Origin of the sequence: Nostoc sp. UCD121 (genome assembly GCF_014222285.1) — a bacterium.
GTDB lineage: Bacteria > Cyanobacteriota > Cyanobacteriia > Cyanobacteriales > Nostocaceae > Nostoc.
Genome location: NZ_JACKZS010000141.1, coordinates 1 through 21070, shown reverse-complemented (window position 1 = coordinate 21070; position 21070 = coordinate 1). Strand labels below are relative to the sequence as shown.

Here is a 21070-nt window from a genome sequence, read left to right as displayed (position 1 = left end):
AATGGATTCTCCAATTTTTTGGTGCTCCTTGTCGAAAATATTATCTTCTTTCTTAACTGACCTGCGGAATGTGGGATCAAAGGTTTGCCAGCTTGATTAATCCGCTCAAATATTTGGCATACTTCTGCAACTTCAATACCTCGTAACTCAATGAAGGAAATTTTATAATTATATAATGCTTCTCTAATCCTTCTCAATTGCTGCATATAGGGATTTTCAAAATCACCGTATCCAAGTGCATGAAGATTTCTTTCTATTTCTACGTAGTTTTTAATAATGTCTATTAAACTAACAATGAGTTTACCTTCATAACGTTTTTTCTTGCTGATATTAGCTTTTAGTTGACCATTTCTATCATCAATTTCATCCCAGAATAAGAACCTTTTTGCATAGCTTGTGTCATCAGTAGCATCAGTAAGTTCTATAGTCAAATCTATATATAGTGTTGGATTAAAATTTCCATTTTTAGCAATGTTACCACCATATATTGATGTTAGGAGAGAAGTTGTTCTTTGTTGTCCATCTAAAATGTATTGGTATTCATTAGAGTTAAAATCATCAGCAAATTTGATGCCACCTATTTCTCTATGGCTTTCTAGCTTGGTGTTAGTTTTCCAAATTAGAATACTTCCTAAAGGATAAAACTTATAAATACTATCCCAAAGTTTTTTTACATTCTCTTTCTCCCAGACAACATCTCTTTGAAAAGTCGGAATTTGATACCTTTTAGCTAGGAGATTTTCTAAATAGGTAGTAATACTGTGACCATCCGGCTTAATGCTATCAGCGTATGTAAACATTAAAGTGACCTTACTTAAGTTTGAGTAAATATCAAGATTGGCGTGTGAATTCAACTAACTTTAGTAAAATTCCATACAAAGCTAACTGATATTTAATTAAGTGGCAACTCAGATTTTAGAAACTATCTCCAATCTTTCTTCCATACCAACGTTGCCCTGTAAGCCTCCTGTGTGTACGAGCAGTAAGGAGTCACCTTTACCAAAAAACCCCTGCTTTAGTAAATCCATCACTCCGTAAAACATTTTGGCGGTATATACGTAATCAAGGGGTATGTCATGTTCCTCTCTGAACTGTTGGCTGAACAGTAGTAACTCATCATTCACCTTTGCATAGCCGCCAAAGTGGTAATCACATACCAATTCCCAGGAAGCGGGAGAGTTGGATGGTGCGGGTAAATCAGAGGCGAGGTAATTTGTCAATAAAGTTTCGATTTCTGGGGCGAGAAATGCGCCATTTTTGAGAACGGGAAAAGCGATCGCTCTTTGTCCTTCATCTAACGAAAGTGCAATCCCCGCTAGTGTGGTAGCTGTACCGCAGGCTACGCATATATGATCAAATGCGATTGCACCACCAACTATTTCTATACAGCCGCGCACACCATTTAAATTACTCCCGCCTTCGGGAATGATAAACACTTCACCAAAGCGTTGTTGCAGATATTCTTCTAACGCTGGTGTGTTGCGCTGTCGATACATTTCGCGGTTCATGTACACAAGCTGCATACCCTGTTGGACAGCAAAACTCAGCGTCGGGTTTAGTGGTAGCCTCTCCTCCCCACGAATTACGCCGATGGTACGAAAACCGAAAAGATTACCAGCCGCCGCAGTTGCATAGATGTGATTGGAATAAGCACCGCCAAAAGTAAGCAGCGTTGTGAAATTTTTCTCCTTGGCCTCCAAAAGATTGTATTTCAGCTTGAACCACTTATTGCCGTTAACCCACGGGTGCATGAGATCCAGGCGTAGTACATACAGATCAACACCAGCGCAACGGATGATTTCGCTGTTGATTTTTTGTATAGGAGGAGGAAAAAATATTAACGACATGCAAAACCATTTTAACTGATTATTTACATTTTCTCACATTCATTATTGATGATAAACATTGAGTAATTTCAATGGTAAATCAATCTAAATAATGAATAAAACTTTCTGATGATTGGCTTTAGAAATTGGCATTTTACTAATTGAGTATTTCAGGTAAATATAAGAGACATAACGCTCGCTTCAGATAACAATCTTTTTGGAGAAAACAAATGGTTGCACTCATACAGCCCACTCAAGTTACTCCCAACCCAGGACGTTTGACAGTAGAAACTGTCGAAATTGCTCCTCAAACAACTGCTATTCGTTGTCTAGACTGGGATAGAGAACGTTTTGATGTCGAGTTTGGTCTACGGAATGGTACGACTTATAATTCTTTTTTAATTCAAGGAGAAAAAGTTGCCTTAGTTGATACATCTCACCGTAAGTTTGAGCAACTATATCTTGAGATACTGGTGGGATTAATTGATCCGACTAAAATAGATTATTTGATTATTAGCCATACGGAACCAGACCACAGTGGCTTAGTAAAAAATATTTTGCAATTAGCTCCATCCATTACTGTTGTTGGTGCTAAGGTAGCTATTCAATTTTTAGAAAATATGGTTCACCAGCCCTTTAATTCAAGGCAGGTGAAAAGTGGAGAGCGATTAGATTTAGGTAACGGACACGAATTAGAATTTATCTCTGCACCTAACTTACACTGGCCTGACACAATCTTTACTTATGACCACAAAACTAGCACTCTCTACACCTGTGATGTGTTTGGGATGCACTACTGTGATGACCACACTTATGATGAAAATATCAGCTTACTGGATGAAGATTTTCAATATTATTATGATTGTCTTATGGGCCCCAATGCTCGGTCTGTTTTGGCAGCTTTAAAGCGGATTGAAAAGTTAGAAATAGGAACAGTTGCTACGGGACATGGCCCTTTATTACAACACTATATTTCCGAATGGCTTGGGCGGTATCAAAACTGGAGTTTAGAACAAGCAAAAACAGAGACTTTAGTGGCTCTATTTTATGTTGAAGATTACGGACATAGCGAGCAGTTAGTCCGTATCATAGCTCATGGATGTGCGAAAACAGGCGTAGCAGTGGAATTATTTCCTCTCAATAGTTCTGAACCTCAAGAAGTTCGAGAATTAGTTGCACAATCTTCTGGTTTAGTAATCGCAATGCCACCCCAATCTTCGGTGATGGCTCAAGCTTCTTTAAGCACTATTTTAGCTGCTGTTCACAAAAAGCAGTCAATTGGTTTATTAGAGTCTGGAGGTGGAGAAGATGAACCAATTTATCCTTTACGGAATAAGTTTCAAGAACTGGGATTAACTGAAGCCTTCCCATCTATTTTAGTTAAGGAAATACCTACCCAAGCAACGGAACAGCTTTGTGATGAAGCGGGGACAGATTTAGGTCAATGGTTGAACCGCGATCGCACCATTAAACAAATCAAATCTATCAATACTGAGCTAGAGAAGGCTTTAGGGCGGATTAGCACAGGGCTATACATTATCACCGCCAAAAAAGGAGAAATTCAGAGTGCAATGTTTGCTTCTTGGGTCACACAAGCGAGTCTTGAGCCTTTAGGAGTTGCGATCGCAGTATCCAAAGATCGGGCAATTGAATCTTTGATGCACGTTGGCGATCGCTTTGTTCTAAACGTTTTAGAAGAAGGCAAATATCAAGGATTAATGAAACATTTCCTCAAGCGTTTCGCTCCTGGTGCAGACCGATTTGCTGGAGTGAAGACATATCCAGCGAACAATGGATCGCCCGTTTTAGCTGAAGCCTTAGCTTACATGGAATGTGAAATCACTAGCCGCATGGATTGTGGAGATCATTGGGTAATTTATAGCACAGTCCAAACTGGAAGGGTTTCCAAGTTAGATGCACTTACCGCCGCGCATCACCGCAAAATTGGCAATCATTACTAATTGGTCATTTGTCATTTGTCATTAGTTATTTCTTTTTCTCACCCTGCCTCCCTGCTCCTGGTCACTGAGCGTAGTCGAAGTGCTGCTCCCCTGCCCCCTACCCCACAGACGCGATTCATCGCGTCTCTACAACTCCCAAAAAATTATGTATAAATCTGTTGAAAATACCCCGATTACTATGTACGAAATCAATCGTGGGCGCGTTGTCCGAAGCTTGGAATTTATCCAAGATGTAATTGTAATTTCTTTGTGTATCGGTTTATTTAGCTTCATGGTGCTTCAGGTAAGAGATATGTTTCTCTCCTTACTTCCACCTCTAGATTTTCATGCTGTTACTGCCGATATTCTCTTTTTGCTCATATTAGTTGAGCTATTCCGATTGTTGATTATTTACCTACAAGAACATCGAGTATCGATTGGGGTAGCTGTTGAAGTTTCTATAGTTTCTGCTTTGCGAGAAGTCATTGTTAAAGGTGTTCTAGAAACAAGTTGGAGTCAAGTTTTAGCAACTTGTGCCTTTTTATTAGTCTTGGGAGTATTACTATTTCTCCGAGTTTGGCTACCCCCTACCTTTGAAGGTATCGACCCAGAACAAGAAGTATCTAAACGCTATAGAAGCCGAGCAAAGTCCGAATTAATACAAAACAATGGTCATTAAAAATAGGGAGTGGGTAGAGACGCGCGATTAATCGCGTCTGAATCTTCTGCCATGCCCAATGCCCCATGCCCCATGCCCATATTAAGAGAGGTTATTATGTCTGTTGCAACATTAACGTCCAACCATAGCAGAGATGTCCAAGTTGCTGAAATTGGTAAAAATACTCTGATTCTGCGATCGCGGACTTGGGACAGATTAAAATTTGAGGTGGAGTATTCCCGTCAACGGGGAACTACAGCAAATTCTTATCTGATTCAAGGTGATAAAAAGGCTTTAATTGACCCTCCCGGCGAATCTTTTACCGAAATTTACCTTGAGCAACTAGCACAACGTCTAGATTTCATCTCCCTCGATTACATTGTTCTCAGTCATGTCAACCCAAACCGGAGAGCAACTCTGCAAGTATTACTCTCTCTGGTTCCTCAAGCCACTCTAATTTGTTCTCGCCCCGCCGCCAATGCTCTCAAAACTGCTTTTCCCGAATTTGAATCACCTATTCAAGCGGTGCGATCGGGAGATACTCTAGATTTAGGACAAGGACATCTTCTATCATTTGTCACCGTACCAACTCCTCGGTGGGCCGATGGACTTTGTACTTATGATTCTGCAACAAAAATTCTCTACACAGACAAACTTTTTGGCGCTCATATTTGCGAAGACACTTTGTTTGATGAAGATTGGAAAGGATTAGACGCGGAACGTCGTTATTATTTTGAATGTCTCCATGCGCCCCAAGCAAAACAAGTCGAAGTAGGCTTAGATAAAATATCGCTTTTGGGAGCCAGATGTTATGCCCCAGCACACGGGCCAGTTGTGCGTTACAGCCTCAGCCGTTTTACTTATGATTACCGTCAATGGTGTCAAGGACAAAAATCTCAAGAATTGAGTGTCGCTTTGCTCTATGCTTCTGCTTATGGAAATACAGCAATTATGGCGAATGCGATCGCTCAAGGTTTGATTCAAAATGGAGTTAATGTAGAATCAATCAACTGTGAACTAGCCGATTCTGCGGAGATTAACCGCATTGTAGAAACTTGCGATGGCCTGATTATCGGCTCACCCACTTTAGGCGGACATGCACCGACTCAAATTCAAACTGCTTTAGGAATAGTTCTCTCGGTAGCGGCTAAAACTAAGTTAGCAGGGGTGTTTGGTTCCTACGGTTGGAGTGGCGAGGCCATAGATTTAATCGAAAGTAAGCTCAAAGATGCAAATTATCAACTAGGGTTTGAAACAATTCGGGTGCGTTTCAGCCCTACTTCTGAAATTCTTCAGCAGTGCCAAGAAGCAGGTGCAGCCTTTGCCCAAAACTTGAAGAAAACCAAAAAACTTCGTAGTTCCCGCCAGATTGTCACAGAAACCCATGTAGATCGTACCGAACAAGCTGTGGGCCGAATCATTGGTTCTTTGTGTGTTGTGACAACTCGTGATGAAGAAACTCACAAAGGGGTTTTAACTTCTTGGGTATCGCAGGCAACTTTTAACCCACCAGGAATTATGATTGCGATCGCTAACGAGCAGAATGCAGAGTTAATGCATCATCCTGGTGATCAATTTGTGCTGAATATCCTCAAAGAAGGAAGAAATGTGCGACGCTATTTTTCTCGTCATAGCACTTTAGGCGATAATCCCTTTGCAAATCTTTCCACAAAAACTGCTGATAATGGTTGTTTGATTTTGAATGAGGCATTAGCCTATTTAGAATGTACGGTGCAAAATCAGCTTGAATGTGGCGATAGATGGTTAATTTATGCCGTTATTAATCACGGTGAAGTGTTGGAAAATAATGGCATCACTGCTTTGGAACATCGGAAATCTGGCAGCTATTATTAACAGTTACCAGTAAGGGACTTCCAAAAAATAAATTATCCAAAATAATTTGTGCATTGGTAGGGTAGCATGGCTGTCATTGGTGTCAACTTAAGCCTGGGCGAAGGGAATTCGCGGTTACACAAACAAAGTCCGCCTGCGCGGACTAAGAGAAAATTAATATTTTTAACCCACGAAGGTGGGTTTTGTTTGTGTAGACGCGGTTTCTAACCGCCCTTCTAACTAATTCAGTTAGAGGATGTTTGAAAAGTCCTTTTGTCGGTGTCAAAAGTTTTAGATTCCTCTAAATCCCCCGATAAATTGGGGGACTTTGATTCTGGTTTTCCCCTTTTTAAGCTACGGTGTACACACAAGTCAGATCCAGTTTTAGTTTTATCCCAATACGCTTGGAATAAGCCAGAAAGCCCTCATGTAGAGACGCGATTTATCGCGTCTAAAAGACTGATACGTTAGAAAGACGCGATAAATCGCCGTCCTGAGAGAATGTACTCGTCAATTATTCCTTGCTGTTCCGATTCCAAGATCAGGATACAGGCAATTAACCACACCAAACCTGCGGCATAGCCAGCTGTCACATCAGTCAGCCAATGTACTCCAAGGTAAAGCCGACTAAAACCGATCGCAGCAACCAAGAAAACAGTCAAGCCATAAATCCAAAAGCGCCATTCAGGAAACTGCTTTGCCAGAATATAGCCAGTAAAACCGTAAATTACTATTGAAACCATTGCATGGCCGCTAGGAAAACTGTGTTGGCCGACATTAATAATATGCTTCCACAGTGCTGGACGCGCTCTACCAAAAAATATTTTCATTAAACAATTTAGCAAGATTGCACCGACCCCAGCGATACCTAAGATAGTTGTTTGCCTGCGACGATTAGAATATAACGGACTAATCGCCAGCCCCAAAGAAGATATCAGCATTACTAGGGGATCGCCTAGTAAAGTGATACCAAGCATGATGCGATCGCGCAGTGGTGTATGCAACCTCTGGATCAAGAGCAAAATTGCTTCGTCAAGATTATATGCGTACAACAGTCCGGTGGCGCAGACAAGAGTGCCAACAGCCCCCACTACAGGAATAAGTTGACGGTTTAATTGTCGCTGCATAGATATTTGAGGCAGTGCGGCTGAATCAGATATGTTTCGATTACTATCCGCAACCAAAGCTATATTTTCTTTAGTGCCAAAGGAATGCAAGTTACTAGTTCCAATTGATTTACTGACTTTTTTCCGATAATCTAAGACAATTTCTTGGATAAGGAGTGCGATGGTCGTTCGCGCAGCGTCTCGAAGAGAAGACCCGCCTTGTCCTGTCGGACACGCTTCGCTAACGGCGTTCGCATTTAAACTTTCATCTGGATTAAAAATAACAAGCAGATTCCCTGTGTAACTATTAGCACGAACTTGCGAGATTATTTTATCCTCTAATAATCTCGATTCAAGATATTTTTTGAGAGCTTCCGAATGATAAAGCCCATTTACTTTATATCTAGCTCTTCCCTTAACAGCAGTATGTATTGCTTGAACCCAATGGGTTTGATTAAGAAGTTTTTGACAACGAGGAGTACCCATTTGTTATTGATAATAAAATGCTTGGATTGAAGACTAGGCAAAAGATATTTTCATTAGTTATAGTAAATCCCAGTTTTTTAGAGCTAATTACTCTTAACCAGGAATCATTTTAATCGCTACCAAGTAAGTTGGCGCAATAAAATCAAACTAGGCTAAAATCCTTATACTTGTTGCCTATTGCCTTATCCAAACAACAATTATTTATGCTTACTTACTATTAGTAACTATATAAGATTTGGTTCGCTGGCAGATTTAAGTTTCAAAGGCTGGGAATTAGCCTCGCTATTGCCTTGTAATCGCCATCGCTTATTAGGCAACATAAACATGGTGGCAGATTTCAAGCTTTTAATTATGCTTCTTGAATTAGAAAGTATCCGTTCCCAAATGTCTGTTCTAAACCTTCGATATACAAGAACATTACGTGCTTGGTTAATCTTGCGCGTATTATCAATTAAGTTGATTAAAGCATCAAAAATAACCCCTACGATTGATTTTGCCATTACCTCTTTTGGCAGAACCACATCTTGAGCAGTTTGAATCAGATTAACCAGATGCTCGCACATTTCATTATCTGGAATTGTACCTACTTTATAATTAATAACAATGGATACAGCTTTTGGGTTAGCACGGACATTTGTAACTCTAGGATCGGATTCCATCGATAATTTAAGTTGATTAGCATACTCAGTATCTCTGCCTAACAGAGGAATACGAAAACGAATCCGTCCAGGAATTGTATGGACAATGCTATAGAATATCTTTTGGGATGACGCTGCTTTCTTAGCTACGCTTTTAGTTGCCTTTTTGGGTGGTAAACGCAGGTTCATACTAGCAGGTTTGCCAGAGTTAGACCGTTTTATCGAAGTCATTGTACTATTTTTTAATTTCAAAAAATAAAAAACGCAACCAAGCTGATAAACTTATCTATTAATGTTTTAAGAGAGCGCTTTATTGAACTGGATTAACTTTACTCTAGTTATACCTATTTTTCTGAATGAAGAAATCTATCTCAGTAGTGAATCTAGTTCTCGTTGCTATCAAGTTGATTAAGTTTCTTTAATACTGTGTTTATTTTAATTTACAGGGATTTAACCACAGAGATTTATTGACATATAAGGAGTTTCATGTTTTACGCTTGAGTTACTATACTCTCAAGTAGTAACATCAAGGCTATGTATGAATTTACTGGATGACAGTATTACCCTGATTTCATGTAAGCCTTGCTTATTTATTTTATCAAAACAGAATTCAGGAGTCAGGAATCAAAATTTAGAATGAATTTTGACCGAAAAAGCGGATAGCACAGCGTCTTATAGAGCTGACTTTTTATGTTATGTGTAAAAGTCCACCAAAAACCTAACCCCCTAACCCCCTTCCCGACGCGGGAAGGGGGAAATTCAAAGTCTCTCTCCTCCAAGGAGAGAGAAATAGAAGTGAGGTTTTCCAGATGCCATGAAAAGTTAGCTTGTAGAGAGCGTCTTGATTATGACTTCTGAATTATTCTTCAATTAGTTTCTAGGTATGTGTTTATGCAGCAAGGGTTAATGTTACTAATTCAACTGGTACTAGAGTTTGCACCTGTTGTTGCAGAGCTAGTCCAAAATAGAAATAAATCTAGTTTAGGACTGAGTAAATATGAACCGATTGAGGCAATTCCCGAAATACTCAAAGTTCTAAATCCTGCAAATAAAAAAAGCGGTTATGTTGAAGATTTTGAACAAGCAAGAATTTTCCAACAGCAATTAATAGCCGATAATCACCAAACGCGGTTAAGAATAGCCGCACAAGAGCGAGAAACAGCGCTTAAACTACCAGAAGTCAATAAAATTTTTGATAGCTGGCCCTTAAGATTATACCCTTCACAAATTTTAGACCACACCAATTATGGACATACTCCACTTAAAATTTTTATTGCTCCTCCTCAAGTAGATTTTGACCAATTTGGCGATCGTAGAAATGAAAATATTTCTCAAATTGAGTTAATGTTAGCTGAAGGATTACGAGATTTTCTCAACAAACATTACTCTTTACACAGCCAAGTTAGACCAACAGAGTTATTGGCAGGAGCCTGGGATAGTAAACGTTTTCATAGTGAATCAAGTATTAAAGCTCTGTTTGGAATGTTAAAAACAGAGCCAAGTTTGATTTTAGAGTCAGAAAATGATGGAGATTATTTAAATTTTAGGATTGCCTACTGGGGTTTAGGGCAAGACAATTATTATTATAAAACAATTGCTCGTTTACCTTATCGAGAAATTCTGGAAGAGTCTGCTAAAAGGCGAGCATTAGAATGGAAGAAAATTAGAGATGAGCTTGTGGCATTAGGAGAAGAATTAGAGGAAATTAATCAGCTTGGAAAAGATAATGTGATAAATTTAGAAATTTTAGAAAAGGTAGAAAAATGGGATAAAAAAGGAATTGATATTAGTAAGTTATCTTTACAATATCAAGTTAATCGTCAGGATTATGAAAAACTTTGCCAGGTTTTGATTACCTATCACTGTTTGGTTGCAGGTTGGGTAGCAGATATTTACCACCTGGTCGATCGTGGTGTACCTCCGCTACTACCAGAGTTGCTGCCGAGTTTGCTGTCAGATGCTTTTGATTTACAATCACTAGGGGTTATCGCCTCTGGTTACAAACAAGTTTACCAAGCTCTGGAAAATGAGCGCTGTTACTGGATTCCAGAATTGGCTTTACAATTAGCCCAGAGTTTATGCCATTTAAGCGATGCCTACGGCGGTAAACTACGCTCTTGGGCAAACGAACAGCTAAATTATTCTCTAAGTACATGGTTACAACTACGCCAAATATCACCAAACAATTCTCCTAACCCGCTTCAGGAAATGCAATCAGCCGTCAGCATTAAAGATGAGGAATATGTAAAAAAGTTAAGAGAATATTTTGTCGCTGTGGGTGATACTCAAAGTATTGCTGATGTTGATGAAATTTTAAATCGCATTGCCAACCTCAAATACCAAGTAACATTACAACATATTTTTCTCAGCCATACCCTAACTGGACATTCAGAAAAAGTGACATCTGTCGCCATTAGTCCTGATTCTGAGACTTTAGTTAGCGGTTGTGCAGATAAAACTATCAAAGTATGGAATCTTAAGACTGGTAAACTTATCCGCACTCTCACAGAAGATTTAGGCAAAATTTCCTCTGTTGCGATTAGTCCTGATGGACATTATTTTGCTGTTGGTATTTGTCAACACCCCAAAAGTAATGTCAAAGTATGGAATCTCAATTCTGACAAACTCCTACACACTCTGTTAGGACATCAAAAACCGGTTAACTGCATCGCAATCAGTCCTGACGGGCAAATTCTTGCCAGTGGTAGTAATAAAATCAAAATTTGGAATTTGCATAAAGGCGATCGCATTTCTACCCTTTGGCATTCATTCGCAGTTAATACTGCTGCTATTAGCCCCGATGGTACAATCCTTGCTAGTGGTAGTTCTGACAACAAAATTAGGCTGTGGAACCCACACACGGGTGATCCATTACGCACCCTCAACGGACATTCAGGTGAGGTGAAATCATTAATCATCAGTCCTGATGGAGAAATTCTTTTTAGCGCTAGTGCAGACAAAACTATCAAAATTTGGCATTTAACTACAGGCAAAGTGTTAAATACTTTGACTGGACATTTAGAAGAGGTAAGATCCTTAGCTGTTAGTCCTGATGGAGGAATTCTCTTTAGCGGTAGCGTAGACAAAACTATCAAAATTTGGCATTTGCAGACGGGAGAGTTACTGCAAACTATCACAGAACACTCAGGGGCAGTAAACTCTATTGCTATTAGCCATGATGGTCAATTTTTGGCTAGTGGTAGTTCTGATAAAGCCATCAAAATTTGGCAGATAAATTAAGTTTTTTAGTTACTCGTTTGCTGATTTTTCTTGGCTAGTTCCATGCAACTTAATAAAGCTATCAAAAGCATACCATGCTAAAACATACCAAGGAATAACTTCTAACTGCAATCCTTTATTTAGTAATTGTCGCAGTGAAAGGCTAGCTAATCCCAAAGGGAAAAGAATTCGCAGATCAAAAGCACCATGCGTTGACTGTTTGACGCGCTGGTTTAAGTCAACAACCGCAGATGAAACTCCTGCTGCTGCCTCGGTGTTACCCTCGGTAACATCAGCAAAAATTATTCCTAAATCTTTAAGCGTTGCTAGCACATTTTCTAGACTCCCATCTTTAGCATCGTCATTGATAACAATACTGCCATGATGGACATTTATCTTAACTTGAGTAATGTGAGGATTTGCTAACAAAGCATTGGCGATGCCTTGCATTTTTTCTGGTTGACGATGGGAATGAGCCACTCTCAACCGCAATCTTCCGGGAGTCGAACTTACAACTTTTGTAGATATCGGTTTTGGTGGTGTTTTGAAGCTGGTTTTGTCTATAATTTCCGGCATTTTATTGTAAGTGCTATAACCATTTGTCAACATACAACTGCCTTTTTGACTTGTATGAAGGTGGATTCTTTGTTGTGGGTTTGTTATTGTCAAAAATTAACGAAAAACGAACCGCAGAGGACGCAGAGAACACAGAGGAATAAGAGGAGCGAGAGAGACGTAGGTTGGGTGAAGCGGAGCGCAACCCAACATATATCAGAATGTTGGCTTTGGCAAAGCCTCCAACGCCACTTGCTACAACACGGGAAACCCGCACAACGCAGTGGCTCCCCAACCTACAATTTTTTTGCTATTTTCGTAGGTGCGTTAGGTGAAATACCGTAACGCACCTTACTAATTTGATATTTTGGTAATTGGAAGTTGCCTATGGCAAAGATTTTAACTTGCTAATGGGTAGATGAAATTACGCACCATTATCGGCGATATTATCCGCATTGGTGGCAGACGCTTCAAATACAGGGGTTTCTTTTTCATCAGCAAGTTCTGCTCTGGCTTCGGCTACCATGTCTTCCCAGGTTTCTCCCATTTCTGCAATGGTTCCTTTGCTTCTTTCATAAAGGCCAATTCCGCCTTTGATGACTGACTTGACTAAGGGTTTACCAACTCCAGCGACAATGGGCAATAAAACAGGTGCTAAGAGTACTGCACCAATTCCGGCTATAATACCGGGAGCGCCTGCATCTTCAACAAAATCACTAATTTTAGCCATATTCAATTTCCTCCTACTTGATTAAGAAATCTGGGAAAGCTTTTTAAGATACTCTTGCCGGCATAGTTGCATCATCTTGCCGATGGTAGAGTTTTATGTTGACGACTTTTAAGAATTGGACGCAAACCGTTGACTCCGGCAACTACGGTTGAGCCATTGTTGACTACTGTTGCAGCTAAGGGGTTAAGACCAAAGAAAACGGCGATCGCTAATGCTGCTAAATTAGGAACAGCAACAAGTCCTGTGTTTTGCCGAATCAATTGCTTGGCTTGACGAGCGATCGCGATCGCTTCTAATAAACCATGCAAGTCATTCTGCATCAACACTAAGTCTGCTGTCTCGCGGGCGATTTCAGAACTGTTGGCAAAGGAAACGGAAACATCGGCGTAGGCTAAAGCTGGCGAATCATTGATCCCATCACCTACAAATGCAACCGTCTTACCTTGTTCGTGCAGTTGGCGGACAACTGTTGCCTTTTGTTCTGGAAAAGCTTCGGCGTGAGTATGAGTTGGCAAAATACCAAGTTGAGTAGCTACAGCAGTAGCAGTTCGCTTGTTATCGCCGGTTAACATGTGAATCTCTACACCTTCGACCGTCGAAAGTGCTGTGATGACTTCCCGACTTTCGGGACGGAGAAGATCACTATATTTAATAATACCTTGAAGTTGACCGTTACTGGCTACATAAATCGCTGAATTTGGAGATTTTTGTTGGCCGTTTAGCGCTTCCATGTCAACCCCACTGGAGCGCAAAAAGCGATCGCTCCCCACATAAACTGTCTCTCCATCAATCTGAGCTTGCACACCCAAACCTAGTTGATAATCCCACTTACTACGCGGCAAAATTTCCACTTGCTCTGCTTGGGCATAGCGAACAATTGCTTCTGCGACTGGATGAGTTAAACGTTGTTCGGCGGCTGCTGCCAATTCCAACACCCGCAATCTTGAGGTTGCTGGATTGAGACTTTCCACACTGACAACATCGACTTCTCCCTTAGTCAGCGTCCCCGTTTTATCAAAAACAATGGTATCAACTTCTGCTAGTTGTTCTAACGCCCGTCCGCTACGGATAAGAATCCCCCGTCGGGCAGCATAAGTTAATGCTGCTAAAACTGTTGTGGGGACAGAGACTCGAATACCTGTAGCAAAGTCTAGAGTTAAAACGCTGGCTGCTCGTGAGGGGTTACGGGTTGCGGCAAATACTGCCCCACCAAGTAACAAAGTTGGCATCACAGCTTTTTGAGCAAATTTCGTGGCATAATTCTCCATTCGGGTATCGTGGACAGGCGCTTCTTGCATTAACTTAATGCTCTGTCCGGCGCGGGTATCATTGCCGATCCATTCTGCAATAATATAAATTCGTCCTTCTCGTACCAACGTTGAGGCAAAAACTGGTTGTCCCTTTTTCTTCAGTACCGGCATCGACTCGCCAGTTAGTTTCTGCTCATCTAGGAGGGCTTTACCTCGCAAAATGCTACCATCAACCGGCACTTGTTCGCCAGGGTAAACAATTACTGTATCGCCACGCTGCACATCTTGAATGGGAATTTGCTGCTTTGCGCCATTGCGTTCCACCCAAACAAATTGCCCTAAAGAACTAAGTAAATCTAGAGTTTGTTGAGCAGAAGAACGAGCCGTGCGGTCGCGGATATTTTCGCCTACTTCAATTAAACCGAGCATCAGCGATGGTGTGAGAAATTGTCCTTGGAAAGTAGTAATCGCGATCGCCATCAAATCCAAAAAGTCAATATTCAATTTTCGCTCTACCCTAATACCTTCCCATGCTCGTTGCATAACGGGTAGTGTAGCTAGAGCGATTGGAAGCACCACTATCAAAGGTGGGATCGGTAATCCTAAAGGCCCCCCCAGTACAGCTAAAGTAGTGGCAACAGCAGAGAGTTGTAAACCTGGCCAAGATGCCTCTTTTTCTGTTTCTGATAAAGATGTAGAGTTTTTGAGAACGACTACAACACTTGCAGCCTGAATCAAATCGTGAAGGTGCGATCGCATCTTCGCATCAGAAACTTTATCAGACTTATAAGTAACTGCAACTGACATTGCCGCAGGCTTGACACGGACATTCTTCACCAGCGCATCTGCTGTTAGCAATACTTCGAGACGCTTGGCATAATCTGCATCATAGCGTAAGCGAGGTACGCGAAACCGCAGTCTTCCCGGAATTGTATGGACAACGCTGTAGGTAACACTGGGTAACTGTTCTTGAGAATGTCCATTAGTGTCAGTTAAAGAAGCTTTTCCATTCCCTTCCAAGACAGTGAATTGAGATTTTGGAGGTGATGGGAGTTGCAGTGCTACTTTTGCCATTACTTTTCTTTAATCCAAAATTGTTACACTTCAATGAAAATCAGGCTCTTTGCTGGGGTAAAGAGAGCAAATTAGCCACCAATCCTGCGAGATTGATTAGCTATCAACAGTTTGGTTATTTGTAATTTGCTGGATTAGTTAGCTAACTTATCGCTGTGGCGGGATCATTGGCAGATTCAATTAAACTTGCTAGATGAGATATTGCTGCTGACAAAAAGCTTTGCACTCGCTTCTGGGAATTCCGCATCATTTCAGTTTTATAAGTAATAACAACTGATCTTGCAGCGCTATTAACTCGCTCACTGGTAACTGTAGAATCTGATTTGAGTAATGTCTCTAACCGTTGGACATACTTTGGATCGGAGGCAATTCGAGGTACACGAAACCGTACTCTTCCGGGAATTGCATGAGCAATGCTATAAGCTACTTTTACAGGTTTTTTTGGTTGTTGAATTACAGAATGAGCCGAAGAAACCGAATTGCTTTTAGTCTTAGAGGCTGAGGCATCTATAGAAGATAAGGAGAATGTTGCTGATTCCTGCTTTTCTGCTTCTCTTGTTGGCTTTCTATCCTGCCTGTCTTCTGTTGTCACCGCATCTGAGTATGGTTGGAATTCTTTTGTAGATGCTGATACCACTTCTGGATTACCAGCCAACTGAATCAAATTAGCCAAGTGCGATCGCATATCAACATCTAACACTGTATCAGATTTATAGGTAATGGCAATTGACCCTACCATAGTATTATCGACTTGCCGATCTATTACCAAAGGCTCATTAGCAAGCAAAGCAACAAGACGTTCCACATATTTTGGATCTTCGGTAATCTGAGGGATGCAAAACGCCACTTGTCCAGGAAATGCACAAATAATGCTATACACTACCCTTGAAGGCGGCGTTGCTGGGTAATTAATCTTGTCTGTGACTGTTCGCTCTGGTTTTCTGTCTAAATCTGCTACCGATTCTAAATTTAAAACAGCCATAATTCCCCTCCAGTATTCCGCAATTTGAAACTGTATATTAGGTTCCCAAGGGTAAGTTCGCCATAATGCCTAATGAGAAAAACATCGCAGGCGGTTTTAAGTTAGTCCACAGACTGGATAACTCTGAACTTATTTCGCTTGCTGTTGTTGAGTTAATAACTTCAGGAGTCTGACTAAGATTTAAACTTGTTTGATGTGACGTTGTTGCGTCTGTAATCTGATTCGTCTGACTCACTTCTTGGAGGGGTTGGTTAGCCGTTGTAATTAGCTGCGTTGGTGGGTTTGTCTCCAACGCTAATTCCATCAAACTCACCCAATAAGATAATGGAATCTCACGAGATTGATAAGCGATCGCGATCGATGCTGCATCAAAATTCATCCGCACGCTTGTAACTTCAGCATCAGTTTTCATTATTCTCTCAAGTCGCCGCCCATAAGCTCGATCTTGAGCGATTTTTGGCACATTGAAGCGAATACGCCCGCTAATTGCATGGATTACGCTGTAGTCAATCTTTGCAGGTGTTGCCACCTCGCTAGCTTTCTCAAGATTATTTGTTGATTTTTCTGGTTGGATAGTAGATTGGCGTTCCTCTTTTGATAATTGCGATATCGCAGAACTGGTATTATTACCGTCGTTTTTTTCTGATGTCGGAACTTGAGAGCCAAGATAACCAATTACACCACGGGTTGCATCCGCCGCAATCATATAAACTGGAATCGATACCCAGCCATGAATTCCCAACCCTCCTGTTACCGCCAAGCCTGTCATCATCGGAATTAAGGAAACACCCTGCTCTTTCCAAAATAAAGGTGATTTCCAAGCTGCAAAGGGATCGGTTTTGCTAGGTGAATCAGATGAAGCTTGCGGCTGTTGAATCTCAATATCGGATCTTAGCGCCAAAATTTGCGGTAATGACAGCTTATCTTCATCAAAATTAATTACCAAACTGCCCGTTTGCCCATTCACAGTAACTTCCCTTACACCCTCTAAGGAACGTAAATCTTGGGCTATGCTGTCTAATATCGAGTTCAAACTACTGTCAGTGCTGCGGAGTCGCACGCGTCCGGTAGTGACATGAACTATTTGCAACCCACCAGAGGACTGTAACTTCGTTGACTGTGCCATCTTAGTTGCTTTGTTCTGTAGAGATTAAATTAGGAGATACTTTAGGGACAATATTTAATTTTTCACAATTACTAATATTTTTAGTCATTTACCTGATTACCCAATAGCTAGATCAAGTCAATAGGTTAACAATAGATTAAATTTAGCTTAACTCTGGGTATAAAGTATGTGTCTTCAGAATTATTTTTAACAATAATTTTCATGATAATGATTATCCACAAGAGACGGATTTCTGAAAGCTCCCACTTCAGCCTTTAGCCAGGTGCGAGTTATTTACTTTAGACATAATAGAGGTAGATTCTCGCTCCCAGAGTTGAACATAATTGCTGAGTACGCAATTATGCTAATGATTTGTGTTCAAACACAGAAACCAGGGTCTTTGAGCATTTTTAAGGGAGTAAAGGCTGAAAGAATTGATATTGTGTATGAGATTTTATGATCGAAGTTGAGCATTTAAGTAAAATATACGGTTCCACCCCAGCGATAACTGATGTCACTTTTAGCGTCGAACCTGGGGAGATTTTAGGGCTTCTAGGCCCCAATGGCGCTGGTAAAACTACAACCATGCGGATTCTGGCTGGTTATTTACCGGCAACAAATGGTAATGCGCGGATTGCTGGTTATGATGTCCATGAAAATTCTCTCGCTGTGCGCCAACGCATTGGTTATTTACCCGAAACACCGCCGTTATATCCAGATATGACTGTGGAGGGATTTTTGCATTTTGTTGCCCAAATTAAGGGAGTTTCAGCAGGCGATCGCGCCAATAAGGTAACAGCCGCCATCAAACGCTGCAATTTAGAAGATAAGCGGCGGGTAATTATTCGCAAACTCTCTAAAGGATATCGCCAACGTGTAGGAATTGCTCAAGCGATCGTCCACGATCCACCAGCGATCATTTTAGATGAACCCACCGTTGGACTCGATCCTCGACAAATAATTGAGGTACGGAATTTAATTAAAAGCCTCGCTGGGACTCACACAATTATTCTTTCCACGCATATTCTGCCAGAAGTAAGCATGACTTGTAGCCGTGTCGCTATTATTAATCGCGGCAAAGTTGTGGCAACTAATACACCAGAGAACCTGATGACTCAGTTGACAGGCGGTTCCGGGTATGAGTTGGAAATAGAAGGAGAAGCTGCCCTAGCGAAACAGGTATTGCAAAATGTTGCAGGTGTAAGTCTGATAGAATCAATTCCGACCGCCGGAGGTCATCAGCCGCAGACAAATCGCGCTTATCTGCGGGTAATATCGCAACCGGGAAAAGAACCAGGAAAGGATATTGTTGCAACCTTGGTGCGTGCAGGATTCGGTTTACATGAACTGCGGCGAGTTAACGCTACCTTAGAAGATGTGTTTTTGCAACTGACCACAGAAGAAAAGAATTTCGAGACTGAGGTAGACTTAGCAGCAGACAACGAAGGAGAGGCAGCGTAAATGGGTGTAGTACTGAGTAATATTATTGCCATTTATCGCCGAGAGCTACAGAGTTATTTTGTATCACCTTTGGCTTATGCGATCGCAGGCATATTTTGGTTCATTGCCGGGTTATTTTTCGTGATGATTTTGCTAGGGCCAGATGGCATTTTGGTAGGAGTCGCCGCAATAGATGCACAAGGTCAACAACTAGGAGTACCAACACCACCGATAGATGTCCCCTACGAATTTGTCCGAGCATTTTTGGATCGTATGGGGTGGCTATTGTTGTTTGTCTTGCCAATACTCTCGATGGGACTTTATGCCGAAGAACGCAAGCGCGGCACTTTAGAACTATTAGCCACGTCACCAATCACCAATTGGGCGGTAGCAGTAGGTAAGTTATTAGGCGTGCTAACATTTTTTATCACAATGGTTGTACCCATGCTAGTGTTTGAAGCGATCGCCATCAGTGGTTCAAATCCAGCAATGGCACTTTCAATTCCCTTGTTGGGTCATTTTGGATTAATCTTACTAGCAGCAGCAATATTATCTGTAGGAATGTTTATTTCTTCCTTAACAGACAGCACAATTTTGTCTGCCGTCCTCACATTTGCAGTAATTTTATTATTGTTATTGATTGATTTAATCGCAAAAATTGTCCCTGGCCCAGTGGGCGAAGCTTTAGGTTATTTATCATTGTTGAAACATTACAACACCTTAACTCAAGGGATTTTTGATACCAGCGCCTTAATTTTATTCGCCAGTTACATTTTTTTGGGCATCTTTCTCACCGCTCAATCAATTGATGCACTGCGCTTTCAAAGGCAGTAGTCATTTGACAAATGACCAATGACAAATGACAAATCATTATGAAGATAGTTGCAAAGAAAAAACTGTGGAAATATGTGTTTTGGTTGGGCCCGTTCCTAATTGCTGTCGGCTTAACAGTTGGGTTAGTTTCTGAACAGTGGGGACTAATTCCATTAGTATTTCTGATTGCGGGAGTTGTAATCAGTGGGTTGGGGATAATATGGCAAAGCTATGAGACTAACTGGTGGAAACGTCGTTCTACCCAAGCTGGGACTAATGCCCTAGTAGCAACTCTAGCAGTGTTGGCAATTTTGGGATTGATTAACTTTTTAGGGACTCGCTACCACTTGCGGTCAGACTTAACAGAAAGCCAATTGTTTACCCTTGCGCCCCAGTCACGAGAATTGGTGAGTGTTTTACCACAACCAGTTAAGGTGTGGGTGTTTGATATTAACCAAAATCCTCAAGACCGAGAATTACTAGAAAATTATCAACGGCAAAGCTCAAAATTTAAATATGAGTATATCGACCCCCAAGCTAGACCAGGATTAGCAGAAAAGTTTGGCGTTAAAGATTACGGAGAAGTTTATTTAGAATCTGGAGATAAACGGCAATTAGTACAAACAGTAAATCAAAATGAGCGTTTGTCAGAAATCAGATTAACTAGTCGCCTGCAACAACTAACAAATTCAACTACAGCTAAAGTTTACTTACTCCAAGGTCATGGAGAACGCCAACTTTCGCCTGGTAAAGGTGCAATATCGCAAGCAGTTCAAGGATTAGGCGACAAAAATTTCACAACATCACCACTGAATTTAGGAGAAACTTCCAAAGTTCCTGAAGATGCGTCTGTTGTGATAGTAGCTGGCCCTAAGCGAGGGCTATTTGAAGGCGAAGTCAAAGCTTTGCAAGAGTATCTTAATCGCGGCGGTAACTTACTGCTGATGATTGATCCTAATACAGATCCCAAACTTAAGAGCTTGTTACAAGAGTGGGGTATTCGTCTGGATAATCGTTTAGCAGTCGATGTCTCTGGCGAAAGCGTCGTGGGACTTGGCCCTGCTGCACCCTTAGTCACAGAATACGGGCAACATCCAATTACCAAAGATTTTGGTAACGGCAATTCTTTTTATCCCATAGCCCGACCACTGGAAATTACCTCTGTGCCTGGTGTTCAGTCTACTCCATTACTAAGAACCAAGCCCTATCCCAGTAGCTGGGCAGAAAGCGACCTCCAAAGCGAAAAATTGGAGTTTAATGCAGATAAAGACCTGAAAGGGCCTCTAACCTTGGGCGTAGCCTTAACAAGAAAACAAACAGCTAAACCTGCTTCCACTCCCAAACCTGCACCGACACCTTCACCCCTACCATCACCAACCACCCAAAGCAAAGCTTCCCCCATTCCCCCTACTACC

The 21070-nt window shown here is 41.2% G+C and carries 16 protein-coding genes; 7 read left to right on the top strand and 9 right to left on the bottom strand.

All coding sequences use genetic code 11. The features are described 5' to 3' along the window. Positions 1-800, bottom strand: an 800-nt coding sequence (locus GNF10_RS24770; protein ID WP_185592737.1) for a DUF262 domain-containing protein, incomplete at its 3' end; no start/stop codon positions are given. A gap of 108 nt (positions 801-908) precedes the next feature. After that, a complete protein-coding gene (locus GNF10_RS24765; protein ID WP_185586430.1) occupies positions 909-1847 on the bottom strand; it encodes a 1-aminocyclopropane-1-carboxylate deaminase/D-cysteine desulfhydrase in 939 nt (312 codons plus the stop codon). A gap of 209 nt (positions 1848-2056) precedes the next feature. On the opposite strand from GNF10_RS24765, the gene GNF10_RS24760 reads away from it, so the two are divergent. From GNF10_RS24760 to GNF10_RS24750, 3 genes are all read left to right on the top strand, one after another. After that, positions 2057-3787 carry a diflavin flavoprotein gene (locus tag GNF10_RS24760; RefSeq protein WP_185586429.1) on the top strand — a complete coding sequence of 577 codons (1731 nt, stop codon included), beginning with the start codon at positions 2057-2059 and terminating at the stop codon, positions 3785-3787. A 145-nt stretch (positions 3788-3932) separates the two neighbouring features. Continuing rightward, positions 3933-4445 carry a phosphate-starvation-inducible PsiE family protein gene (locus GNF10_RS24755; RefSeq protein WP_012407378.1) on the top strand — a complete coding sequence of 171 codons (513 nt, stop codon included), beginning with the start codon at positions 3933-3935 and terminating at the stop codon, positions 4443-4445. A gap of 96 nt (positions 4446-4541) precedes the next feature. Then, a complete protein-coding gene (locus GNF10_RS24750; protein WP_185586428.1) occupies positions 4542-6278 on the top strand; it encodes a diflavin flavoprotein in 1737 nt (578 codons plus the stop codon). 446 nt (positions 6279-6724) lie between these two features. On the opposite strand, the gene GNF10_RS24745 is transcribed toward GNF10_RS24750, so the two are convergent. After that, positions 6725-7849 (bottom strand): phosphatase PAP2 family protein, encoded by a 1125-nt coding sequence (locus GNF10_RS24745; protein ID WP_185586427.1) that lies wholly within the window; start codon positions 7847-7849, stop codon positions 6725-6727. Between the two features lie 224 nt (positions 7850-8073). Next, positions 8074-8718: an HMA2 domain-containing protein gene (locus GNF10_RS24740; RefSeq protein ID WP_185586426.1), complete on the bottom strand. Its 645-nt coding sequence runs from the start codon at positions 8716-8718 to the stop codon at positions 8074-8076. Positions 8719-9378: 660 nt separating this feature from the next. Here GNF10_RS24740 and GNF10_RS24735 point away from each other — a divergent pair. Further along, positions 9379-11727 (top strand): WD40 repeat domain-containing protein, encoded by a 2349-nt coding sequence (locus GNF10_RS24735; protein WP_185583307.1) that lies wholly within the window; start codon positions 9379-9381, stop codon positions 11725-11727. Between the two features lie 9 nt (positions 11728-11736). Here the strand turns inward: GNF10_RS24735 and GNF10_RS24730 are convergent, their stop codons facing one another. The 5 genes from GNF10_RS24730 to GNF10_RS24710 form a co-directional block, all read right to left on the bottom strand. Further along, positions 11737-12315, bottom strand: coding sequence for an HMA2 domain-containing protein (locus tag GNF10_RS24730; protein ID WP_185583309.1), 579 nt, complete (start codon positions 12313-12315; stop codon positions 11737-11739). Between the two features lie 370 nt (positions 12316-12685). Further along, complete coding sequence (locus GNF10_RS24725; protein WP_185583311.1) at positions 12686-12991, bottom strand: DUF5132 domain-containing protein; 306 nt, start codon at positions 12989-12991, stop codon at positions 12686-12688. 71 nt (positions 12992-13062) lie between these two features. After that, on the bottom strand, positions 13063-15315 hold the full coding sequence (locus GNF10_RS24720) for a heavy metal translocating P-type ATPase (protein ID WP_185583314.1): 2253 nt from the start codon (positions 15313-15315) through the stop codon (positions 13063-13065). A gap of 142 nt (positions 15316-15457) precedes the next feature. Further along, on the bottom strand, positions 15458-16297 hold the full coding sequence (locus GNF10_RS24715; RefSeq protein WP_185583316.1) for an HMA2 domain-containing protein: 840 nt from the start codon (positions 16295-16297) through the stop codon (positions 15458-15460). A 37-nt stretch (positions 16298-16334) separates the two neighbouring features. Next, positions 16335-17423, bottom strand: a complete 1089-nt coding sequence (locus GNF10_RS24710) for an HMA2 domain-containing protein (RefSeq protein ID WP_185583318.1) — start codon at positions 17421-17423, stop codon at positions 16335-16337. A gap of 435 nt (positions 17424-17858) precedes the next feature. On the opposite strand from GNF10_RS24710, the gene GNF10_RS24705 reads away from it, so the two are divergent. From GNF10_RS24705 to GNF10_RS24695, 3 genes are all read left to right on the top strand, one after another. After that, the gene (locus GNF10_RS24705) at positions 17859-18863 is read left to right on the top strand and encodes an ABC transporter ATP-binding protein (RefSeq protein WP_185581650.1); all 1005 of its coding nucleotides are present in this window, start codon (positions 17859-17861) and stop codon (positions 18861-18863) included. Next, positions 18864-19676, top strand: coding sequence for an ABC transporter permease (locus tag GNF10_RS24700; RefSeq protein WP_185581649.1), 813 nt, complete (start codon positions 18864-18866; stop codon positions 19674-19676). A 38-nt stretch (positions 19677-19714) separates the two neighbouring features. Next, positions 19715-21070: Gldg family protein (locus GNF10_RS24695; protein WP_185593080.1), on the top strand; the 1356-nt coding region annotated here is incomplete at its 3' end.